This window comes from Acidovorax sp. BLS4, assembly GCF_032929295.1.
In the GTDB taxonomy this organism is placed as follows: Bacteria; Pseudomonadota; Gammaproteobacteria; order Burkholderiales; family Burkholderiaceae_C; genus Paracidovorax.
In genome coordinates this window covers 195,835-213,431 of sequence record NZ_CP136797.1, presented here as the reverse complement: position 1 = coordinate 213,431, position 17,597 = coordinate 195,835, and the positions used below count along the sequence as shown (strand labels likewise).

The window sequence follows — 17,597 nt, the reverse complement described above, 5'->3', positions numbered from 1 at the left end:
GCGGCGGCCCTGCAAAGCAGGCGCGCGGCGCACAGTGTTCGCGAAGCCACGCATGTTGCGTGGCACTTTGACCGACGGTCCGTTCCGCCGGGATCGCGAGCACCCATGAGCCCCATTGACCTTCTTTCTTCCTTCAGTGCCTGGAACACCCACCGCAAGGCCCAGGTCCAGTCCGGAAATTCCCCGTCCTCCGCCTCGGGCACCGACAGCCAGACGCTGCAGAAAGCCATCGAGTCCCTGCTCAAGGGGTTCCTGGAAAAGCTGATCAAGGAATTGACCGGCCAGCAGGGGTCCGGTTCATCCGGCGGCTCCGGCGGCGGGTCGCCGTCCCCTTCGCCGGCGCCATCTGCGGCCCCGTCTGCATCGCCCTCGCCCGCCGCCGCGCCTTCTTCGGGACCGTCGCCGGCACCGCCCCCCGGCGCGGCCACGCCAACGCCAACGCCAACGCCAACGCCAACGCCGGCCCCGGCCCCGGCGCCGACGGCAGCGGTGCCCACGCCCACCCCCGACCCGTCCACGATCGCGAACGCGCCCAAGCCATCGCCGACGCCTGCGCCGCCGCCCCCCACGGAGGTGGGTTCGGGCGGCAAGGCACCGGCGACCGCGCCGTCGTCAGCCCCCACCGCAGCCCCATCCCCGTCAACGAATGCAGCCGTCACCAAGCCGCCGGCGAACATGAAGGTCGCCGAGCCCACGGGCGTGGAAGAGGTGAACAAGCCCATCATCGTGAAGGCGGGCACGACCTACGACGGGGAGGGCAAGCTGTTCAACGCCGGCGCCGGGCTGAACGGCGGCGGCACCGCGGAGACGCGACTGCCGATGTTCATCCTCGAGCCGGGCGCATCGATCAAGAACCTGCAGTTCAAGGGCGGGGACGGCATCCACCTGCTGGGCGATGCCAAGCTGGACAACGTGCACGGCCTGCAGACCGGGGACGATTTCGTCACCGTGGACGGCGCGGAGAACAAGGCGGTCGACGCCCAGCGCGCCGGCATCTCGGCGAAGGACCTTCCGAGCGGCCCGGCCCAGGTGGAGATCACGAACTCGTCGTTCCAGAACAGCCACGACAAGGCGATCCAGATCAACGGCGACGTGAACCTGAAGCTCCAGGGCATCTACGCCGACAACATCGGCCAGCTGGCGGTCACGCGCGGCGGCTACCCGATCACGGCGAACGTGGACATCTCCGATTCGACCTTGCAGAACCTCAAGGCCTTCACCTTCCGCTTCGACTCCAGGCACTCCACCGTCAACATCGCGAACACCGATGTGGATGGTGGCAAGACGCCGGTGAACGTGATGGCGGGTGACCCCAGCAAGGTGCAGGGCGCCGGCAGCGTGCGCCAGTCCGTGCAGACGGTCGGGTGACCTGACACGCCGCAACGGCGAAGGCCCTGCCAGCGCAGGAAGGCAGGGTCTGCCTTTCCCGCGCTGGCAGGGCCTTCGCGCTTGGAGGAGGTTCCTGCCGACCGGCTCAGTGGCGGAAGTGGCGCACCCCGCTGAACACCATGGCCACGCCGCGCTCGTTGGCGGCGTCGATCACTTCCTGATCGCGCATGCTGCCGCCGGGCTGGATGACGCAGGTCGCGCCCGCGTCCACCACCACGTCCAGGCCGTCGCGGAAGGGGAAGAACGCGTCGCTCGCCACCACCGTGCCGGCCAGCGACAGGTTGGCGTGCTGCGCCTTGATGCTGGCGATGCGGGCCGAGTCCAGGCGGCTCATCTGGCCGGCGCCCACGCCCATCGTCATGCCGCCCTTGCAGAACACGATGGCGTTGCTCTTGACGTACTTGGCGACCTTCCAGGCGAACAGCAGGTCTTCCATCTCTTCCAGCGTGGGCTGCTTTTTCGTGACGACCTTGATGTCGATCATCGACAGCTCATGGTTGTCGGCCGACTGCAGCAGCATGCCCGAGCCGATGCGCTTGGCGTCCACCGCATTGCGGCCGCGGTGCCAGGGCGTGTTGCTGCCCAGCGCGTATTGCGCCGCGTCCAGCGCTGGGGGCAGCGCGATCTTGAGCAGCCGCACGTTGGCCTTGGCCTTGAAGACCTCCAGCGCCTCGGCCGTGAAGTCGGGGGCCATCAGCACCTCCACGAACTGCTTGGCGATCTGCTGCGCCGCCACGCCGTCCACCGGGCGGTTGAAGGCGATGATGCCGCCGAACGCGCTGGTGGGATCGGTCTGGAACGCCTTGCCGTAGGCGCCCAGGGCGTCGAGCCCGACGGCCACGCCGCACGGGTTGGCGTGCTTGACGATCACGCAGGCCGGCACGTCGAAGCTCTTGACGCATTCCCAGGCGGCGTCGGCGTCGGCGATGTTGTTGTACGAGAGCTCCTTGCCCTGCAGCTGCACGCCGGTGACGATGGAGCCGGGCGCGGGGTACAGGTCGCGGTACAGCGCGGCCTGCTGGTGGCCGTTCTCGCCGTAGCGCAGGTCCTGCACCTTGGTGAAAATGCCGTTGCTCTGGCCGGGGAAGGCCGTGCGGGCGGGCACGTAGTCCTCGGCCAGCTTCTCGGCCTCGAACGTGACGGACGAGAGGTAGTCGCTGATGGCCGCGTCGTACTGCGCGATGCGGTTGAACGCGGCGACCGACAGGCCGAAGCGCAATGCATCCGACAGCTTGCCCGACGCCTTCAGCTCGCCCAGCACGCTCTCGTATTGGGAGGCGTCGGTCACCACGCCCACGTCCTTCCAGTTCTTGGCGGCGCTGCGCACCATGGCGGGTCCGCCGATGTCGATGTTCTCGATCGCGTCGGCCAGCGTGCAGCCGGCCTTGGCCACCGTGGCCTCGAAGGGATAGAGGTTGACCACCAGCAGGTCGATGGTGTCGATGCCGTGCGCGGCCAGCGCGGCCATGTGCTCGGGCAGCTCGCGGCGCGCCAGCAGGCCACCGTGCACCTTGGGGTGCAGCGTCTTCACGCGGCCGTCCAGCATCTCGGGGAACTGCGTGACCTCGGCCACTTCGGTCACGGGCAGGCCGGCCTTGGCCAGCAGCTGGGCGGTGCCGCCGGTGGACAGCAGCCGGATGCCCAGCGCGTGCAGGGCCTGGGCGAATTCAACGATGCCGGTCTTGTCGGAGACGGAGAGAAGTGCGTTCATGGCAGGGGGTGGGGTTTGATTGAAATCGGGCTTCAGCGCAATATCCACTAGGGCATTACGCTATTGAATTTATAGCAACTGAATTACAGCAGCTTGTGCTCCACCAGCTTCTTGCGCAAGGTGTTGCGGTTCAGTCCCAGCCATTCGGCCGCGCGGGACTGGTTGTTGTCGGCGTGGCTCATGACCACTTCCAGCAGGGGCTTTTCAACCACGCGCACCAGCATGTCGTACATGCCGTCCGGCGTCTCGCCCCCTAGGTCGCGAAAGTAGCCCTGCAGGCTCTCCCGCACGCACTCTTCGATGTGTTTCTTGCTCATGCCGCCAGGTCTTCCTGTTTTTCGCTGGGGTCTGCGTCCTCGGTGTGCGCGGGGGGCAGCCGGTCCATCCGTTGCCCGATCGCATCCAGATATTGGGCCACCGCGTGCCATTGTTCGGAGCAGTCCTCGATGGTGTTGATGTGTTGCCTGAACGCCTCGCCGCCGGGCAAGGCCCGCACGTACCAGGCGATGTGCTTGCGCGCGCTGCGCATGCCGGTGAACTCGCCGTAGAGGCGATAGTGGTCCTGCAGGTGGTCCAGCAGCAGGCGCCGCACCTCGGCCACCAGCGGCGGCGCCAGGTGCTCGCCCGTGGCGAGGTAGTGGCCGATCTCTCGGAAGATCCACGGCCGGCCCTGCGCCGCGCGCCCGATCATGATCGCGTCGGCGCCCGTGGCGGCCAGCACCTCGCGCGCCTTCTCGGGCGAGGTGATGTCGCCGTTGGCCACCACCGGCACGCGCACCGCGGCCTTCACGGCGGCGATGGTGTCGTACTCGGCCTGGCCACGATAGCCCTGCTCTCGCGTGCGGCCGTGCACCGTCAGCATCTGGATGCCCACGCCCTCGAACGCCCGGGCCAGGGCCACGGCGTTCTTGTGCTCCTGGCTCCAGCCGGTGCGCATCTTGAGCGTGACGGGCACGTTGCGCGGGGCGCAGGCCCCGACGACGGCCTCGGCAATCTCCAGGGCCAGGGCCTCGTTCTGCATCAGGGCGGAGCCCGCCCATTTGTTGCAGACCTTCTTGGCCGGGCAGCCCATGTTGATGTCGATGATCTCGGCGCCCCGGTCCACGTTGTAGAGCGCGGCCTCGGCCATCATCTGCGCGTCGGTGCCGGCGATCTGCACGGCGATGGGGCCGGGCTCGCCCTCGTGGTTGGCCCGGCGCGAGGTCTTGAGGCTGTCCCACAGGTCCTTGCGCGACGTGACCATCTCGCTCACCGCGTAGCCCGCCCCCAGCGCCTTGCACAGCTGGCGGAACGGCCGGTCCGTGACGCCCGCCATCGGGGCGACGAACAGGCGGTTCGCCAAAAGAATGTGGCCGATGTGCATGGGAGGGGGGAGGCAGCGCGTGCTGAAAAAGGAGGCAGGATTGTAGCTGCTCAAAATTTCAGCAAATGAAAAGTGCGTCCGGCGCGGCCACGGCCCCCCATCGGCGGCCCGCCGCACCGTTGTTCAGCGCGCCCCGCGGCGCTCGCGGGCCATGTGCTGCAGGTAGCTCACCAGATCGTCCAGATCGCTGTCGCTGAGCCGGTCCGGCGCGAAGCCGGGCATCGACTGCCCGGGCCACTGGCGCACGCTGGCCGGGTTGCGCACCAGCTGGCGCAGCGCCTGCGGCTGGAAGTACTCCACGGGGCTCATCGGCAGGTTCAGGTCGGGCCCCAGGCGCGCTTCGCCGCCGCCGTTCATGGCGTGGCAGACGAAGCACTGCGCCACGAAGATCGCCTGGCCGCGCCGGCGCGCATCGCCCGCGGGCACCTCGGGCGCGACGCCGATCCGGGGCCAGCGCTTTTCCGGTGCCTCGCGCACGTGCAGCCGGGCCACGGCATAGGGCCACTGCTCGCTGAGCACGCCGTCGGCCACCGGCCAGACGATGTAGAACGGCCCGGGGCCCGACGCCTTGCCCGGCAGCACAGGCCAGGGCGCACCGGCCGGCTCGACCGCCAGCCAGGCCTGGCCCCGGCCCGGGCGCAGCACCAGCGCGCCGGGCAACTGGGCGACGAAGCCATCGAGCGCCACCGCCTCCAGCACGTCGCCCGCGCCCAGGCCCAGGCCGTTCAGCACGGCGGCCAGGGGCACGGCGCGGTAGCGCATGGGCCGGTGGTAGGCCACGTCCGCCGGCACGTCGATGTCGCGCGCCTCGGGGTGACGCAGCAGCGTTTCGGTCTCGACCTGCCGGGCACCGCCCGGCCCCTCCAGGTGCAGGACAGCGGCCTGCGCCGCACCGGCCAGCCAGCACGCCAGGCCGAGCGCGCCCACGGCCAGGGCCCGGCGCACGGCCGGGACGGAAACATCGAACCATTGCATGGTGGGGAACCTCCTCTTGTATGGGTGTGCGGCGGCGGCCCACCGGTGGGCCGCACCGGGGCGGGATCGTAGCGGAGCCCAAGCGCCTGTCCGACAGCGAAGGCGCGCCGGCGTCCCCTAAACTGCGCCCCACTTATGGAAATCTGGATGAACCACCTCATGGACCTGCTGGCGCTGCCCCAGTACGGCCTCAGCACGGTGTTCATGGTGTCGTTCATCTCCGCCACGCTGCTGCCGCTGGGCTCCGAGCCCGCGGTGTTCGGCCTCATCAAGCTCAACCCGGAACTCTTCTGGCCCGCCGTGCTGGTGGCCACCGCGGGCAACACGCTGGGCGGCGCCCTCAGTTGGTGGATGGGCCTGGGCGCGCACAAGGCCGTGGACCGCGCCCGGGGCGAGCATTCCAACCCCCGCGCCCTCGCCTGGCTGCAGCGCTTCGGCCCCAAGGCCTGCCTGCTGAGCTGGCTGCCCGTCGTGGGCGACCCGCTGTGCGCGGTGGCCGGTTGGCTCAAGCTGCCCTTCTGGCCCTGCGTGGCCTACATGGCGGTGGGCAAGTTCGGGCGCTACCTGGCCATGACGGCCGGGCTGCTGTACCTCTGGCCCGAGGCCGGGCGCTGAATTCCATTTGCTATTAATCCAATAGCGCAACGCCCTAGTGGAATATGCGCTGACGGCCTTTTTGACCCCAAGTCCTTTGAACACCCTGCACCGCAGTCTCCCCTGCGCCCGGCATGCGCCAGCACCGCGGTCCGTCCATGCGGGCAGGCAGGCCTTCTCGCCCGCCGTCCCTTGAGGCACCCGCCGGTGGGGATGGAGGCACCCGCCGGTGAGGCCCCTGAAAGTCCCCTACCCCGGCCTGACCGGCCCCGGCTCGAAGTGGAGGATGGCCGAGGTGCCCACCGAGACCGACGACTCCAGCACCAGCCGCCAGCCGAACCGCTCGCAGATGCGCTGGGTCAGGAACAGGCCCATGCCTGCGCCCCCGGCGCGCTTGCGCGATTGCTTCAACGACTCGGTGAATCGGTGGGCGGACTGCGCCGTGTCGAAGCCGCACCCGGTGTCGCGGATGCACAGCGTGGCGCCGGTGATCGAGACATGGATCTCGCCCTCGTGCGTGTGCTCGGCGGCGTTGCGCAACAGGTTGCCCGCTGCGATGCGCACCATGGATTCGGGCGCCATCAAGGTGGTGGGCTCCAGCGCATCGAGCACATAGCGCACGGGCTTTCCGGACAGCAGATAGGCGTGGTCGCGCACCAGGTCGGGAACCAGCGCGTGCAGTAACGTGACCTGCCGGCGCTCTTCGGGGCTGGGCTCGCGCGACAGGTACAGCAGCGCCTCCATGATCTGGGTCAGGTTCTCCACCGCCTCGTCGATGCGGTGCAGGGGCCGCTGGGCGCGTTCGGGCAAGGCCTGCTGGTGCAGCACATCGGCCGCCCCGGAGATGATGGCCAGCGGCGTGCGGAATTCATGGCTCGCCTGGTCGAGCAGGCTGCGCTCGCGCTCCACCGCCAGTTCCACCCGTTCGAGGTGCGCATTGGCCTCTTGCGCAATCACGTTGAGTTCGCTCTTGCGGTAGCGCACGGGCAGGCGCTGCGAGGGTTTCAGCGGATCGAGCTCGCGCATGCGCCGCGCCAGGTCCTGCACGGGCCGGGTCAGGCTCAGTTGAAGCCACCAGATCACCGCACCGATCATCAGGAGGTTGAACAGCATGAACAGCACGCTGAGCTGGACGCTGCGGTTCTGCTCGTCCTCCAGTTCGGTCAGATCGATGGACATGATCAGCCGGCCCTGCGGCACGGCCGTGACCATGACCGTGTAGCTGCGGGCGCGGTCCGCCGCATCGCCTGCGCTGGCGAATGGCGCCTTGCGGGGCGTGAGAATCGAAACCGCGACCGCGAACGTCGAAGGATCGGCGATCTGTTCGATCTGGCCTTCGGTGTAGTACCCCGGGGCCAGCGCGGCGAAGAACGCCGGCATGCCGGGCGCTGCCGTGGCGCCGCTTGGCAGCAGCCAGCCCTTGACCGTGCCCTGGGTCGGCAGCGTGTCGCTCAGATCGGGCCGGGACGACTGCAGGACGCTGCGCGTGCCCGACTCCAGCAGGTGGTGCCAGATGGGGTGCTCGACCAGGCCCTGGCTCAGCTTGCCCTGCACCAGCAGCGCCAGGGCGAGCATGGCGCCGAACATCAGCAAGGTGGCGTTGATCAGCCACTGCAGGCTCTGCACGCGCCATGGCCACTTCACGCCGAAGCCCCGCCCAGCCGGTAGCCGGCCCCGGTGACGGTGTGCAGCAGCCGGGCTTCGCCGGGCTGGTCGATCTCTCGCCGCAGCAGGTGCATCCTGGATCGCAGCAGGTCTGCGTCGGGAACGTCCTGGCCCCAGATCAGGCGCTCCAGCCGGTCGCGGCGCACGGTGCCCGGCGATTCGCGCATCAGCAGCTCCAGGATGTTTCGGGACGTGCCCGACAGCGCGACGGTGCGCGTGCCCCGCGTCACTTCCAGCGTGTCCAGGTGGTAGGCCAGATCGCCCACGCGCAAGGTGCGCCCGGCCGCCGCCCGGGCCTGGGCACGGCTGACCATCACCCGCAGGCGGATCTCGAGCTCGGGCAGGGCCACCGGCTTGACCAAGTAGTCGTCCGCCCCGTTCTCGAAGCCCAGCAGCTTGCCTTCCAGCTGGTCCTTGGCGGTGAGCATGATGATGGGGGTCAAGCAGGCATGCTCCTGCCGCAGCTTGCACAGAACGCTCATGCCGTCCATCCGGGGCAGCATCCAATCCAGGACGATCGCGTCGTACCGGTGGCGGATGGCCAGATCCAGGCCCGAGTTGCCATCGGGCGCCGCATCCGGCACGTGCCCGCAGGCCTCCAGGTAGTCGAAGATGTTCGCGGCCAGCGCGCGGTTGTCCTCGATGATGAGGACTTGCAGGGGGACGGGATGGGCGAGGCTGGCGTTCACTGGACAGGCAGTTTCACAGCAAGGGGATGGAAGGCCTCGACGGTCAGTCACGCCGGCAGAAGCCACTGCACCGACACCAGGGCGCCGGCGGCGATGCCGAAGACCGCACCCAGCAAAGCCAGGTTGATGCCCCACTTGAGGGCATTGTAGAGAGGGCGATTGCGCTCGCGCAGCTGCTTTCCGCGGGCGCGCACGGGGGCGAGCGCGGCGAACAAGGCACTGGCGAGGCCGCGCCGGTCGCGGGCATCGTTGGGCGTCTGGACCGCGCGGGCCAGCAGCGAATACGCCGCATTGAAAACGCGCCCGGGCAGCGCCATCGGCCTGCGCACGTCGCACATCAGGATGAGCCTCGGCGCGTCGGTGTCGTTGGTCACGAAGTGCAGGTAGGTCTCATCGAACACGAAGGCCTCGCCATCGCGCCAGGCCCGCTCGATGCCATCGACGTTGATGAAACACTGCGCCGCATTGGGCGTTGCGAGCCCCAGGTGGTATCGCAGCGAGCAGCCCAGCGGATCGGCGTGGGGCGTGAGCCCCGAGCGCGGGGGCAGCACGGCGAACATGGCCGCCCGGATGTCGGGAAACCGCGAGAGGATCTCCAGGGTTCGGGGGCAGCTGGCGATCGCCGATGGGTAGGTGTAGCCATACCAATGCAGGTAATAGCGGCTCCAGCCGTATTTGTAGAAGGTGCGAAAGCCCACGTCGAACGAGGCGGGCGAGCCCTGGCGCCGCGCCTCGTCGAACCCCCCGTGCGCCTGCATGGCCAGGGCTTCATCGCGCAGGGTTTCCCAGTGCTGCGCCAGCTGCGCAAGCGGGGCGCAGCGATCGACCGGCACGAACGGGCCACGGGCCCAGCGCCGGGTGAAGAGATACAGCACGGCATTGGGCAGCGCGAACACCGGCCAGCTCTTGCGCCAATACTGCTGCACGCTGGCGTACCGCGCCCGGCCCCGGAACCGGTACACATAGGCCATGGCCACCAGCCAGGCCCCGGCAAGGCCCGCCAGCACGGCGGCGATCACAGCGCCGCTCCGGTGGCGCCATCGGCGCTGGCCGCCGCCCCTGTCAGCGGCAGCGGGTCCGGTGCCTGCTCGCCACGGCCCGCCGTGCGCGGGCTGCCGTGGCCGTACACGGACATGTAGGCCTTGGCCAGCAGCCAGCTCCCGGCCGGGGAGGCCGGCCTGATCGCATTCGCGGCGCCGCCCACGGTCGCGCCCGTCCCCACGGAAGGCACCGATGCCTGTCGTTCCGGACCGCCGCGCATCAGAAGCTCCTGGACAGGCCGAACATCACCGACCCTTCGCCGTTCGTGCCGGCCTTCAGGAGCGGGCTGTTCGTGATCTTCTTGGGCAGCACCTTGTATTGCAGCGCCGTCATGAACTGCCAGTGCTGGCCGATCGGGTGCACGTAGGTCAGGCCCAGCTTGGGGATCGTCGCCGCACCGGGCTTGTAATCGACCACGCCCCGCGCCACTTCTTCGTTCAAGGTGCCGTAGTAGTAGTTGGCCATGTCCTTGGACAGATGGCTCACGCTGATGCTGGGGGTGAGGCGCCCCCGGCCGAGCTGGAAGCCGTGGCCGTACCTGGCACTCAGCTCGAACCCTTCGCTCGCGCCCGTGACGTCGGCCTTGGCGGTCAGCTCGAATTCGCCGGCCGCGCCGCGCCAGGACGCGGCCACGCCCAGGTCCAGGCCGTTATCCCGGTCCTCCAGCAGGCTGCGGTTGATGCCGTTGCGCGCCAGTTCCTGCACGCCGAAGTCCTTGGCCGAGATGCCGTCGGTGCGCAGCGAGGCGATGGCATCCAGGCTGAAGCCCTTGCTGTGCATCAGATGCGCGCCGGCGGTCAGCCCGCGAAAGTAAAACCGCTCGCCTTCATAGCGGATCAGCGGCAGCGCGGTGGTCTTGGTGCCTTCGCCGGCATAGGGGCTGTCCTTGACCATGAGCCCCAGGCCCAGGCCCCAGCGCGGGGACGAGGGCGACTCGGATTGCGATGCGGTCTGCGCCGTGGCAAGCATGGGCAGGGTGAGGAGGCAGGCCAGGACGGAGCAAGAGGTGTTCATAAGCGCCAGAAGTGCTGAAGGGTTCCAAAGATGCGCCGCGCACCGGGAACGAGAGGCCGGTACCGACCGGAATCGTTCGCCCGGGTGGGCAGCCATCGCAGCGTACGGACGGCATGTCGCAAGAATGTCGCGGCACTGCGCGGTGCCACGCGCATGCGGGCCCGGCCACGGCGGCCGGGCGCACTTCGGCGCTCAAGGGAAGGATGGACGATGCGGCCCAGCGGCTCCGGTGCGCAGTGCCCGCGAAGAACGGTCAGCGGTCAGCGGCCAAGGCACCGCACTTTGTCCGGGCCGGGATGGACCTGCGGGAAGCAGGCATCGGCGCGAAGCCCGCGCCAGTCACCCCTGGCTTTGCGGCGATGGAGGAGAGCCGGTCGCCGGGACCGCTTGCGGCTCGGATTCAGAGGGTTCGGTCAGCGCTTCGGGCGATGCCTCCAGCGGCTCGACACCGTCGCGCAGCACCCCGTTGATCTCCGCGCCGAAGATCAACGTGGTGGCGCTGATGTACAGGAACACCAGCGTGGCCACCACGCCCGCGAAACTGCCGTACACCAACGCGAGCTTGCCGGCGCTGCGCAGCGTGTACGACAGGGTGGCGGCCGCCCCCACCCACATCGCCGCGCCCACGATGGCGCCCGGCACCACGGTGCGCAGCCGCTGCCGCAGATCCGGCAGCCAGCCGTAGAGCAGCGCGTACAGCACCGTCAGCACCAGAAACGCCGAGCCGTAGCGCACGCTGTTGCGCAGCCAGGGCGTCTCCTGGCCCACGCCCACGTTGCGCTCCAGCAGTTGCCACACGTAAGGCATGACGATCACCGAGCTGAACGCCGCGAAGATGCCGCCGCCCACCACCACCGTGAACACCGTCACCTTGATGCGCGCCTTCCAGAACGGCAGGCCGCGCTCGATGCCGTACGAGCGGTTGAGCGCCGTGCGCACCGCCTGCATGCCCGACGACGCCGTCCACAGCGTGACCAGAAAGCCGATCGCCAGCAGCGCCTGGTTGCGCTGCGCCAACACCTGCTGGATCACCGGCTGCATCGCGTCGCGCACCACCGGCGGCGCGTATTCCAGCACGCGCTGGGCCAGGGCCGCCGCGTCCCCCGGCTCGCCCACATAGGCCGCCGTGGCCGACAACAGGATCAGCAGCGGGAACATCGCCAGCACCGACGAGAACGCCATGCTCCCGGCCTGGTTGGCGCTCTGGTGGAGGATGTAGTTGCGGACCGCCAGGGCCATGACGGGCAGCCCCGGCACGGACCAGGCGATTTGCCGCACGCGGTGCAGGATGGTCTTCGGTGCCATGCGTTTGTCCAACTCTGCATCCTTCTTCGTTCCGCCGATCGACCGGCGCTTGTGTGAAACCAACCCATCGACACGCGAAGCGCCAGCGAGGCCCAGCGGGCTTGGTGCCGCACCCGCTGACTGTCGCCCAAGCCACGCAGACCCTCTGTAGGACTCGAAGAACATCCGAAGCCGCCCAAGGGGGACCGCCGCACCACGATGCCAGCGCCGCTGGCTGCAGCGCGCAAGCCCTTGGAAAGCCTGCACAGGTTACAGATGCATCCAGTGGTGACCGATCCAATATTCCGAACAGCGGAAAGATAGACTGCGCGCGGTCGTTCGCGGAGAAGTCCGGACGACCGGGTTCATTTCAATCATTACAACGGAGGAATTTCATGAAACGATTTCTGTGGGGCCTGGGGATGGCCCTGGCGCTGATCGCCCCCGGGGCGCAGGCGCATGGGAGCGCAGTAGCAGAAGCATTAGAAGCAGACGGCCGCTGGACCCGGCTGGTCACCACGGGCGAGGGGCCGTCCGTGCGTTCGACGCCCGCCGTGGCGCCGGTCCTCGGGTCCATCTACCTGTTCGGCGGGGTCAAGGACGATTTCGCCAGTGGCGAGAACACGTTCTACGACGACCTGTACCGCTTTGACCCCCGCCTGGCACGGTGGACGCCGCTGTCGCCCTCCGGCGCCAAGCCGCCGGCCCGGGCCTTCGCCGCGAGTGCCGCCGTGCCGGCGCGGCACTGGATGCTGGTGTTCGGCGGCGCCAACTACAGCGCCGACCTCTCTTCGCTCACGTTCTTCGACGACCTGTGGGCCTACAGCGCCCTGGTGAACCGCTGGACGCAGTTGCAACCCGGCAATCCGGGGCCTTCGGCCCGATCGCGCCCTGCCATGTGGGTGGATGGCGAAAAGGTCTATGTGTTCGGCGGCATCCAGACCGACTTCCACACCCTGAACGACCTGTGGGCCTTCGACCTGCGCACCAACCTGTGGACCCAGATCATCGCCAATGGCGACGCGAACTCGCCGACCTCGCGCCATGAGGCCGCGGCGGCCGGGCGCGCATGGGACGGGCAATTGACGCTGTACGGCGGGCAATTCAGCGACAGCGACGGCTTCGTCTCGTTGAACGACACCTGGCGCTTCGACCTCGCCACCCACCAGTGGCAGAACATCACACCCGCCGAAGCCGACAACGTCGATGCTCCCCGCCACCAGGGATCGACCGTGCAGATCGGCCACGCGCTGCTGATGGCCGGGGGCGACCTGCCGGGGGGCAGTTCCGGCTGCGGCGCCGCGTTCCCGCAGAACGCCACGTCCGAACTGTGGCGCTTCAACCTGCACGACCGCACATGGCGCCTGCTGGCCCCGGGTGGCGACGCTTTCCCGGCGATCAAACGCACCAACGCGGCCGCGGTGGGCGGGGTGATGTACGTGTTCTCGGGCTTTGGGTTCTCGTGCCAGAACGATGAGGGCGGGCAGGTGTGGAATCCTGACGTCTACGCCTTCCGGCCCCGCTGACCGGGGGCGCCCGGGGGCTGCGTCAGGCAGCCTTCGGGCGCTGGTCTGGGCGCTCAGGCATGCACAGGATTCGATGGGTAGTCGTCTTGCTCTGACGCTTGATGCCACCGGCCGGCCCTGGAAATCCAACGGATGAAGGTGAACACCGACGAACAGTCAGGCGCTGCAATCGACCCAGAAGGTGCATTGGTCGAGTCAACTGGGAGGTCGCCCATGCAGCGCTTTCGGACGGTCAGGGTCCTCCCCACACGACCGCTGTCCGGCCATCAGCGGCTGCCCAGTGCATCCGCTCCAAGCGGTCATTGAAGCATCCCCATGCTTTCCATCAAAGCGTTTCGAGTGCCAGCGCGATGCCCTGACCGCCACCGATGCACAAGGTCACGATGCCCCGCCGCAAGCCGTCGCGTCGCATCGAATGCAGCAAGCGCGTGGTCAGCACCGCGCCGGTTGCACCGATGGCATGGCCGTGGGCAATGGCGCCACCCTCGACGTTGACGATGTCTTCCGGCAAGTCCAGCTCACGAAGGCAGGCCAGCGTGATCGCTGCGAACGCCTCGTTGATCTCGATGCGCTGGATGTCCGTGTGCTTCCAGTGGGCGCGCTCCAGGGCCCGTTGGACCGCAGGCACCGGCCCGATGCCGAACATGCCCGGCTCAACCGCCGCAATGCCATACGAGACCAGGCGCGCCCAGGGCTGGAGCCCCTGCTTCTCCGCAAAACGCCGCTCGGCAACGATCATCGCTGCTGCGCCGCTGTTGAGCCCAGGCGCGTTGCCGGCAGTGAGCGTTCCGTCCTTTCGAAACGCCGGCTTGAGCCTGGCCAGTGCTTCGACCGTGGTGTCGGGCCGATGGGCTTCGTCTCTGGAGAAACTCACCGACCCCTTGCGGCCGGAAAGTTCGATCGCGACGATCTCTTGCTCGAACTTGCCGGCCGCCTGAGCCGCACTGAACCGTTGCTGTGAACGCGCGGCCCAGCGATCCTGGTCCTCGCGCGTGACGCCGTACCGAGCGACGAGATCCTCGGTATGCCAGCCGGAGTGTTGACCGCTGAAGGCATCATGCAGACCGTCTCGGAGCATGCTGTCCAGCATCTGGGCATCCCCCATGCGCTGTCCCCAGCGCGCGCCGGGCACCAGATAGGGTGCCTGGTCCATGTTCTCCATGCCGCCGGCAACCGCAGCCGCGGCATATCCCGCCGCAATCTCGAGTGCCGCTGTTGCGATCGCTTGGGCACCCGATCCGCACACACGATTCACCGTCAGGGCGGGCACCTGCACAGGCAGTCCGCCGCCGATGGCAGCCTGGCGTGCCGGGTTCATCCGAGCGCCGGCCTGGATCACGTGTCCCATCACCACGGTGTCGACAGCCTCGACGGCCAGACCTGAGCGCAGAAGGGTCTCGCGAACCACGGCAGCACCCAGTGCGGACGCCGGCATTTCCTTCAGTGCGCCGCCAAAACTTCCGATGGGTGTTCGGACCGGCGAGCAGAGAACGATGTCAGGGTTGGGCATGAGAGCACCTCAGGTCGTTACAGGGAAGTCGAAAGATCACGCTCTGAACTCACAGCGCGTTGTTCAGCACCGTGGCAGCCACGTCCGGCCGCTCAAGAACAATGAAGTGGCCGGCGCCAGGCACCTGGACAAACTCGGCGGCGGGAAGAAGCTGCTTGTTTGCTCGTCGGTCCGAGGGTCTGGACCAATCCTTCTCTCCGTAGATGAGGTGGATGGGGGCCTTGACGTCGGAGTAACGGGCGCGGGCCGCGATGAGGCTGGGCAGGTTGCCGTAGACCGCACGTGCGACGACCGGATAGCCGGGTCGACGCCCGACCTTCAACAGTTCATCAAGGTAGTCGTCGCGCAGCGCGGCCGTGTCGCCGAGACCCCCATGGAGCACGGCACGCACGATCGGCTTGGGTTGGACTCCGGCGACGGTCGGGCCGACCACGGGCGCCAGCGCGCCGGTCACCACAAACCGGGCGAGCAGGCTGGACCGCGCAATGCCGCCCTCAAAGTCATAGGCATTGATCGCTACGACACGCCGCACCCGCTCGGGAAGATCGGCCGCGGTGGTGAGGGCGAGAGTCGCGCCCATCGACTCGCCGAGCAGCGTCACGTCGCGCAGGTCGAGTCGGGTGATGAGGCTCTTGACCGCCTCGCGCATCGCGGGCTCTTCATAGGAAGCGCCCGGCACGATCTCCGAGTAGCCCATCCCAGGGAGATCGAGGGCATACACCGTGTACCGCTCCCGGACCAGCGGGATGAGGTGGCGGAAGTGCTCGGCCTGCGTGCGTACGGTGTGCAGCAAAACCAGGGCTGGCCCCTTTCCGCCGGAGAGATAGCGCAATCGCCCGAGGCCTCCCTTCTTTGGGCTGAGCGGATCGAGAAAGTGTTCCTCGGTCCCGGGAATATTGATGGCAGAAAGTGAATCGTCACTGGCCAGAGACATAGTGGGGTTCCTTGAATGTGCGGGGAAGGCTCAACGCAAGGGCTGGTAGCGCGCAGCCGCTTCGTTGCTCGACAGGTGGGGCGCCATGGCCTTGCGCGCGCCTTCGTAGGTATCCCAGAGGGCGCCGTCGTGCAGCGCAGGAAGCGTCACCGACTCACCGCGCTCGAACCCCCGCAACGCAGCATCCACCAGGTCTTCGGCACGCATCACGATCTGCGCCGGCAAGTGCTCCACAGGAAGGCCGCCACGTGCCCAGAAATCGGTGGCCGTGGCACCCGGCAGCACAGCTTGCACCCGCACGCCCTTGCCGGCCAGCTCGTGCTGCAGCGATTGGCTGAAGGCCAACACGAAAGCCTTGCTGCCGCCATACACGCCATTCAAGGTTTCTGGCGAGATGGCCGCGACGGAGGCGATGTTGATCAACGCACCGTTACCGCGTGCCACGAAGCCGGGCACCGCCGCGTAACTCAGCCGGGTGAGCGCGGTGACGTTGAGGTCGATCATGCGCTCCATCTGTTCCACGTCGCTCTCCACAAGCGGCGTATGCGTGCCGATGCCGGCGTTGTTGACCAGCAGAGTGATGCTGGCATCCTGCTTGAGCTTGTTTTCCACGCTGCGCAACTCCATTGCATTGTTCAGATCGGCGGGAAAAACCTCCACCGCGCGGCCGTGGCGGCTGCTGATGTCCTTGGCCAATGGGTTCAAGCGCTCCCGATTCCGGGCGACGAGGATGAGGTCGTAGCCGCGCTGCGCCAGGCGGTCGGCGTAGAGGGCTCCGATGCCGGAGGAGGCTCCGGTGATTAGGGCTGTGCCAGGGTTCGTCTGTGTCATGGTGGTATTGCGGTTGCGGTTGCGGTTGAGATGGAACGTATGTTGCTTCGTTTATCGAATGGCTCAAATGACGCATATAGTCACGTTTTATGCCATTGACCATTGAAGGTGAAAAATGCACAGAATCGGCTACGTTCTGCCCGCCGGCTTTCAAGTGATGGCTCTGGCCACACAGGCGGTGTTCGAGTTCGCCAACGTTGTGGCGGGCGAACCCTTCTACGAGGTGGCTTGTCACTCGATGCCCGGCGGCAGCGTGAAGGCATCGCTGGGCATGGCCCTGCAGACGCATCCCTTCACCGCACGCAGCACGGCCGATACCTGGATGGTGGTCGGCGTGCTCGACCCGTTGGTCACGCCCTCGCAGTCCGACCTGCTGCATGCGCTGCGAAAGTGCAGCGCTCGTGCGCGCCGGACCGTGGGCCTGTGCACCGGAGCCTTCGTGCTGGCCGAGGCCGGCTTGCTGGCAGGGCGACGCGCCACGACACACTGGGCTTATGCAGACGCACTGCAGCAGCGCCATCCCGATATTCAGGTCGAACCGGACCGCATCTTCATTGCCGATGACCCGATCTGGACATCGGCCGGCATGACGGCGGAACTGGATCTGGCGCTCGGCCTCGTCGAGAAGGACCTGGGCGACGACGTGGCGCGATCAGTGGCGCACCGGCTGGTCATGCACCAGCGCCGCTCGGGCGGCCAGTCGCAGCATTCGGAGATCCTGAACCTCACACCGCGCTCGGACCGTATCGCGCGGGCGCTGGAGCATGCCCGCAGCCACTTGGCGCAGCCGCTGAGCGTGGAAGAACTCGCTGCGGCCGCAAACCTCAGCCCACGCCAGTTCAGCCGTGTCTTCACGGCCGAGACCGGCCAGTCGCCAGCCAGGGCGGTAGAGCGCCTGCGCGTGGAGGCCGCGCGCTTGATGATCGAGCGCAGCCGCCATCCGCTGGAGGTGGTTGCACGCGAGACGGGTTTTCGCGATCGGCGCCATCTTCGCGAGGCGTTCATGCGGGGATTCGGCAAACCGCCTCAGTCACTCCGGCGTGACGCCCGCCTAGCGTCCTGAAGCTTGTC

General features: G+C 67.9%; 17 protein-coding genes. 4 read left to right on the top strand and 13 right to left on the bottom strand.

All coding sequences use genetic code 11. From position 1 onward, the window contains the following. The first annotated feature begins 105 nt into the window (after positions 1–105). On the top strand, positions 106–1,368 hold the full coding sequence (locus R1Z03_RS00955) for a pectate lyase (RefSeq protein ID WP_317356155.1): 1,263 nt from the start codon (positions 106–108) through the stop codon (positions 1,366–1,368). A 106-nt stretch (positions 1,369–1,474) separates the two neighbouring features. On the opposite strand, the gene purH is transcribed toward R1Z03_RS00955, so the two are convergent. The 4 genes from purH to R1Z03_RS00935 all read right to left on the bottom strand — a co-directional run bounded on the left by purH (position 1,475) and on the right by R1Z03_RS00935 (position 5,438). Further along, positions 1,475–3,100 carry a bifunctional phosphoribosylaminoimidazolecarboxamide formyltransferase/IMP cyclohydrolase gene (gene purH, locus R1Z03_RS00950; RefSeq protein ID WP_317356154.1) on the bottom strand — a complete coding sequence of 542 codons (1,626 nt, stop codon included), beginning with the start codon at positions 3,098–3,100 and terminating at the stop codon, positions 1,475–1,477. Between the two features lie 83 nt (positions 3,101–3,183). Beyond that, positions 3,184–3,417, bottom strand: coding sequence for a Fis family transcriptional regulator (locus tag R1Z03_RS00945; protein WP_005799570.1), 234 nt, complete (start codon positions 3,415–3,417; stop codon positions 3,184–3,186). Beyond that, positions 3,414–4,463 (bottom strand): tRNA dihydrouridine synthase DusB, encoded by a 1,050-nt coding sequence (gene dusB, locus R1Z03_RS00940; RefSeq protein ID WP_317356153.1) that lies wholly within the window; start codon positions 4,461–4,463, stop codon positions 3,414–3,416. The genes R1Z03_RS00945 and dusB overlap by 4 nt, the downstream gene beginning before the upstream one ends. Positions 4,464–4,586: 123 nt before the next feature. Further along, complete coding sequence (locus tag R1Z03_RS00935) at positions 4,587–5,438, bottom strand: cytochrome c (protein ID WP_317356152.1); 852 nt, start codon at positions 5,436–5,438, stop codon at positions 4,587–4,589. A 135-nt stretch (positions 5,439–5,573) separates the two neighbouring features. On the opposite strand from R1Z03_RS00935, the gene R1Z03_RS00930 reads away from it, so the two are divergent. Next, positions 5,574–6,053 (top strand): YqaA family protein, encoded by a 480-nt coding sequence (locus R1Z03_RS00930; RefSeq protein ID WP_372588224.1) that lies wholly within the window; start codon positions 5,574–5,576, stop codon positions 6,051–6,053. A 228-nt stretch (positions 6,054–6,281) separates the two neighbouring features. Here the strand turns inward: R1Z03_RS00930 and R1Z03_RS00925 are convergent, their stop codons facing one another. The 6 genes from R1Z03_RS00925 to R1Z03_RS00900 form a co-directional block, all read right to left on the bottom strand. After that, positions 6,282–7,676 carry a HAMP domain-containing sensor histidine kinase gene (locus R1Z03_RS00925; protein WP_284408044.1) on the bottom strand — a complete coding sequence of 465 codons (1,395 nt, stop codon included), beginning with the start codon at positions 7,674–7,676 and terminating at the stop codon, positions 6,282–6,284. Then, positions 7,673–8,356, bottom strand: a complete 684-nt coding sequence (locus tag R1Z03_RS00920; RefSeq protein WP_372588260.1) for a response regulator transcription factor — start codon at positions 8,354–8,356, stop codon at positions 7,673–7,675. The genes R1Z03_RS00925 and R1Z03_RS00920 overlap by 4 nt, the downstream gene beginning before the upstream one ends. A 77-nt stretch (positions 8,357–8,433) precedes the next feature. Further along, complete coding sequence (locus R1Z03_RS00915) at positions 8,434–9,405, bottom strand: aspartyl/asparaginyl beta-hydroxylase domain-containing protein (protein WP_317356150.1); 972 nt, start codon at positions 9,403–9,405, stop codon at positions 8,434–8,436. Further along, positions 9,402–9,647 carry a hypothetical protein gene (locus R1Z03_RS00910; protein WP_317356149.1) on the bottom strand — a complete coding sequence of 82 codons (246 nt, stop codon included), beginning with the start codon at positions 9,645–9,647 and terminating at the stop codon, positions 9,402–9,404. Before R1Z03_RS00910 ends, R1Z03_RS00915 begins: the two co-directional genes overlap by 4 nt. Further along, complete coding sequence (locus R1Z03_RS00905; protein ID WP_317356148.1) at positions 9,647–10,441, bottom strand: MipA/OmpV family protein; 795 nt, start codon at positions 10,439–10,441, stop codon at positions 9,647–9,649. Before R1Z03_RS00905 ends, R1Z03_RS00910 begins: the two co-directional genes overlap by 1 nt. 339 nt (positions 10,442–10,780) lie before the next feature. After that, positions 10,781–11,746 (bottom strand): YihY/virulence factor BrkB family protein, encoded by a 966-nt coding sequence (locus tag R1Z03_RS00900; protein WP_317356147.1) that lies wholly within the window; start codon positions 11,744–11,746, stop codon positions 10,781–10,783. A 374-nt stretch (positions 11,747–12,120) separates the two neighbouring features. On the opposite strand from R1Z03_RS00900, the gene R1Z03_RS00895 reads away from it, so the two are divergent. After that, positions 12,121–13,251: a kelch repeat-containing protein gene (locus tag R1Z03_RS00895; RefSeq protein WP_317356146.1), complete on the top strand. Its 1,131-nt coding sequence runs from the start codon at positions 12,121–12,123 to the stop codon at positions 13,249–13,251. Positions 13,252–13,576: 325 nt separating this feature from the next. Here the strand turns inward: R1Z03_RS00895 and R1Z03_RS00890 are convergent, their stop codons facing one another. The 3 genes from R1Z03_RS00890 to R1Z03_RS00880 are packed head-to-tail and all read right to left on the bottom strand — an operon-like array spanning position 13,577 to position 16,526. Continuing rightward, complete coding sequence (locus tag R1Z03_RS00890) at positions 13,577–14,761, bottom strand: acetyl-CoA C-acyltransferase (protein ID WP_317356145.1); 1,185 nt, start codon at positions 14,759–14,761, stop codon at positions 13,577–13,579. Between the two features lie 49 nt (positions 14,762–14,810). Continuing rightward, on the bottom strand, positions 14,811–15,695 hold the full coding sequence (locus tag R1Z03_RS00885) for an alpha/beta hydrolase (protein WP_317356144.1): 885 nt from the start codon (positions 15,693–15,695) through the stop codon (positions 14,811–14,813). Between the two features lie 30 nt (positions 15,696–15,725). Next, positions 15,726–16,526 (bottom strand): SDR family oxidoreductase, encoded by an 801-nt coding sequence (locus tag R1Z03_RS00880; RefSeq protein WP_317356143.1) that lies wholly within the window; start codon positions 16,524–16,526, stop codon positions 15,726–15,728. 115 nt (positions 16,527–16,641) lie between these two features. On the opposite strand from R1Z03_RS00880, the gene R1Z03_RS00875 reads away from it, so the two are divergent. Then, the gene (locus R1Z03_RS00875) at positions 16,642–17,589 is read left to right on the top strand and encodes a GlxA family transcriptional regulator (RefSeq protein ID WP_317356142.1); all 948 of its coding nucleotides are present in this window, start codon (positions 16,642–16,644) and stop codon (positions 17,587–17,589) included. Positions 17,590–17,597 lie beyond the last annotated feature (8 nt).

Bases quoted from the DNA above. Each gene is read 5' to 3' on its own strand.
- R1Z03_RS00955 (WP_317356155.1), top strand. From the start codon at position 106: ATGAGCCCCATTGACCTTCTTTCTTCCTTCAGTGCCTGGAACACCCAC.
- purH (WP_317356154.1), bottom strand. From the start codon at position 3,100: ATGAACGCACTTCTCTCCGTCTCCGACAAGACCGGCATCGTTGAATTC.
- R1Z03_RS00945 (WP_005799570.1), bottom strand. From the start codon at position 3,417: ATGAGCAAGAAACACATCGAAGAGTGCGTGCGGGAGAGCCTGCAGGGC.
- dusB (WP_317356153.1), bottom strand. From the start codon at position 4,463: ATGCACATCGGCCACATTCTTTTGGCGAACCGCCTGTTCGTCGCCCCG.
- R1Z03_RS00935 (WP_317356152.1), bottom strand. From the start codon at position 5,438: ATGCAATGGTTCGATGTTTCCGTCCCGGCCGTGCGCCGGGCCCTGGCC.
- R1Z03_RS00930 (WP_372588224.1), top strand. From the start codon at position 5,574: ATGGAAATCTGGATGAACCACCTCATGGACCTGCTGGCGCTGCCCCAG.
- R1Z03_RS00910 (WP_317356149.1), bottom strand. From the start codon at position 9,647: ATGCGCGGCGGTCCGGAACGACAGGCATCGGTGCCTTCCGTGGGGACG.
- R1Z03_RS00905 (WP_317356148.1), bottom strand. From the start codon at position 10,441: ATGAACACCTCTTGCTCCGTCCTGGCCTGCCTCCTCACCCTGCCCATG.
- R1Z03_RS00900 (WP_317356147.1), bottom strand. From the start codon at position 11,746: ATGGCACCGAAGACCATCCTGCACCGCGTGCGGCAAATCGCCTGGTCC.
- R1Z03_RS00895 (WP_317356146.1), top strand. From the start codon at position 12,121: ATGAAACGATTTCTGTGGGGCCTGGGGATGGCCCTGGCGCTGATCGCC.
- R1Z03_RS00890 (WP_317356145.1), bottom strand. From the start codon at position 14,761: ATGCCCAACCCTGACATCGTTCTCTGCTCGCCGGTCCGAACACCCATC.
- R1Z03_RS00885 (WP_317356144.1), bottom strand. From the start codon at position 15,695: ATGTCTCTGGCCAGTGACGATTCACTTTCTGCCATCAATATTCCCGGG.
- R1Z03_RS00880 (WP_317356143.1), bottom strand. From the start codon at position 16,526: ATGACACAGACGAACCCTGGCACAGCCCTAATCACCGGAGCCTCCTCC.
- R1Z03_RS00875 (WP_317356142.1), top strand. From the start codon at position 16,642: ATGCACAGAATCGGCTACGTTCTGCCCGCCGGCTTTCAAGTGATGGCT.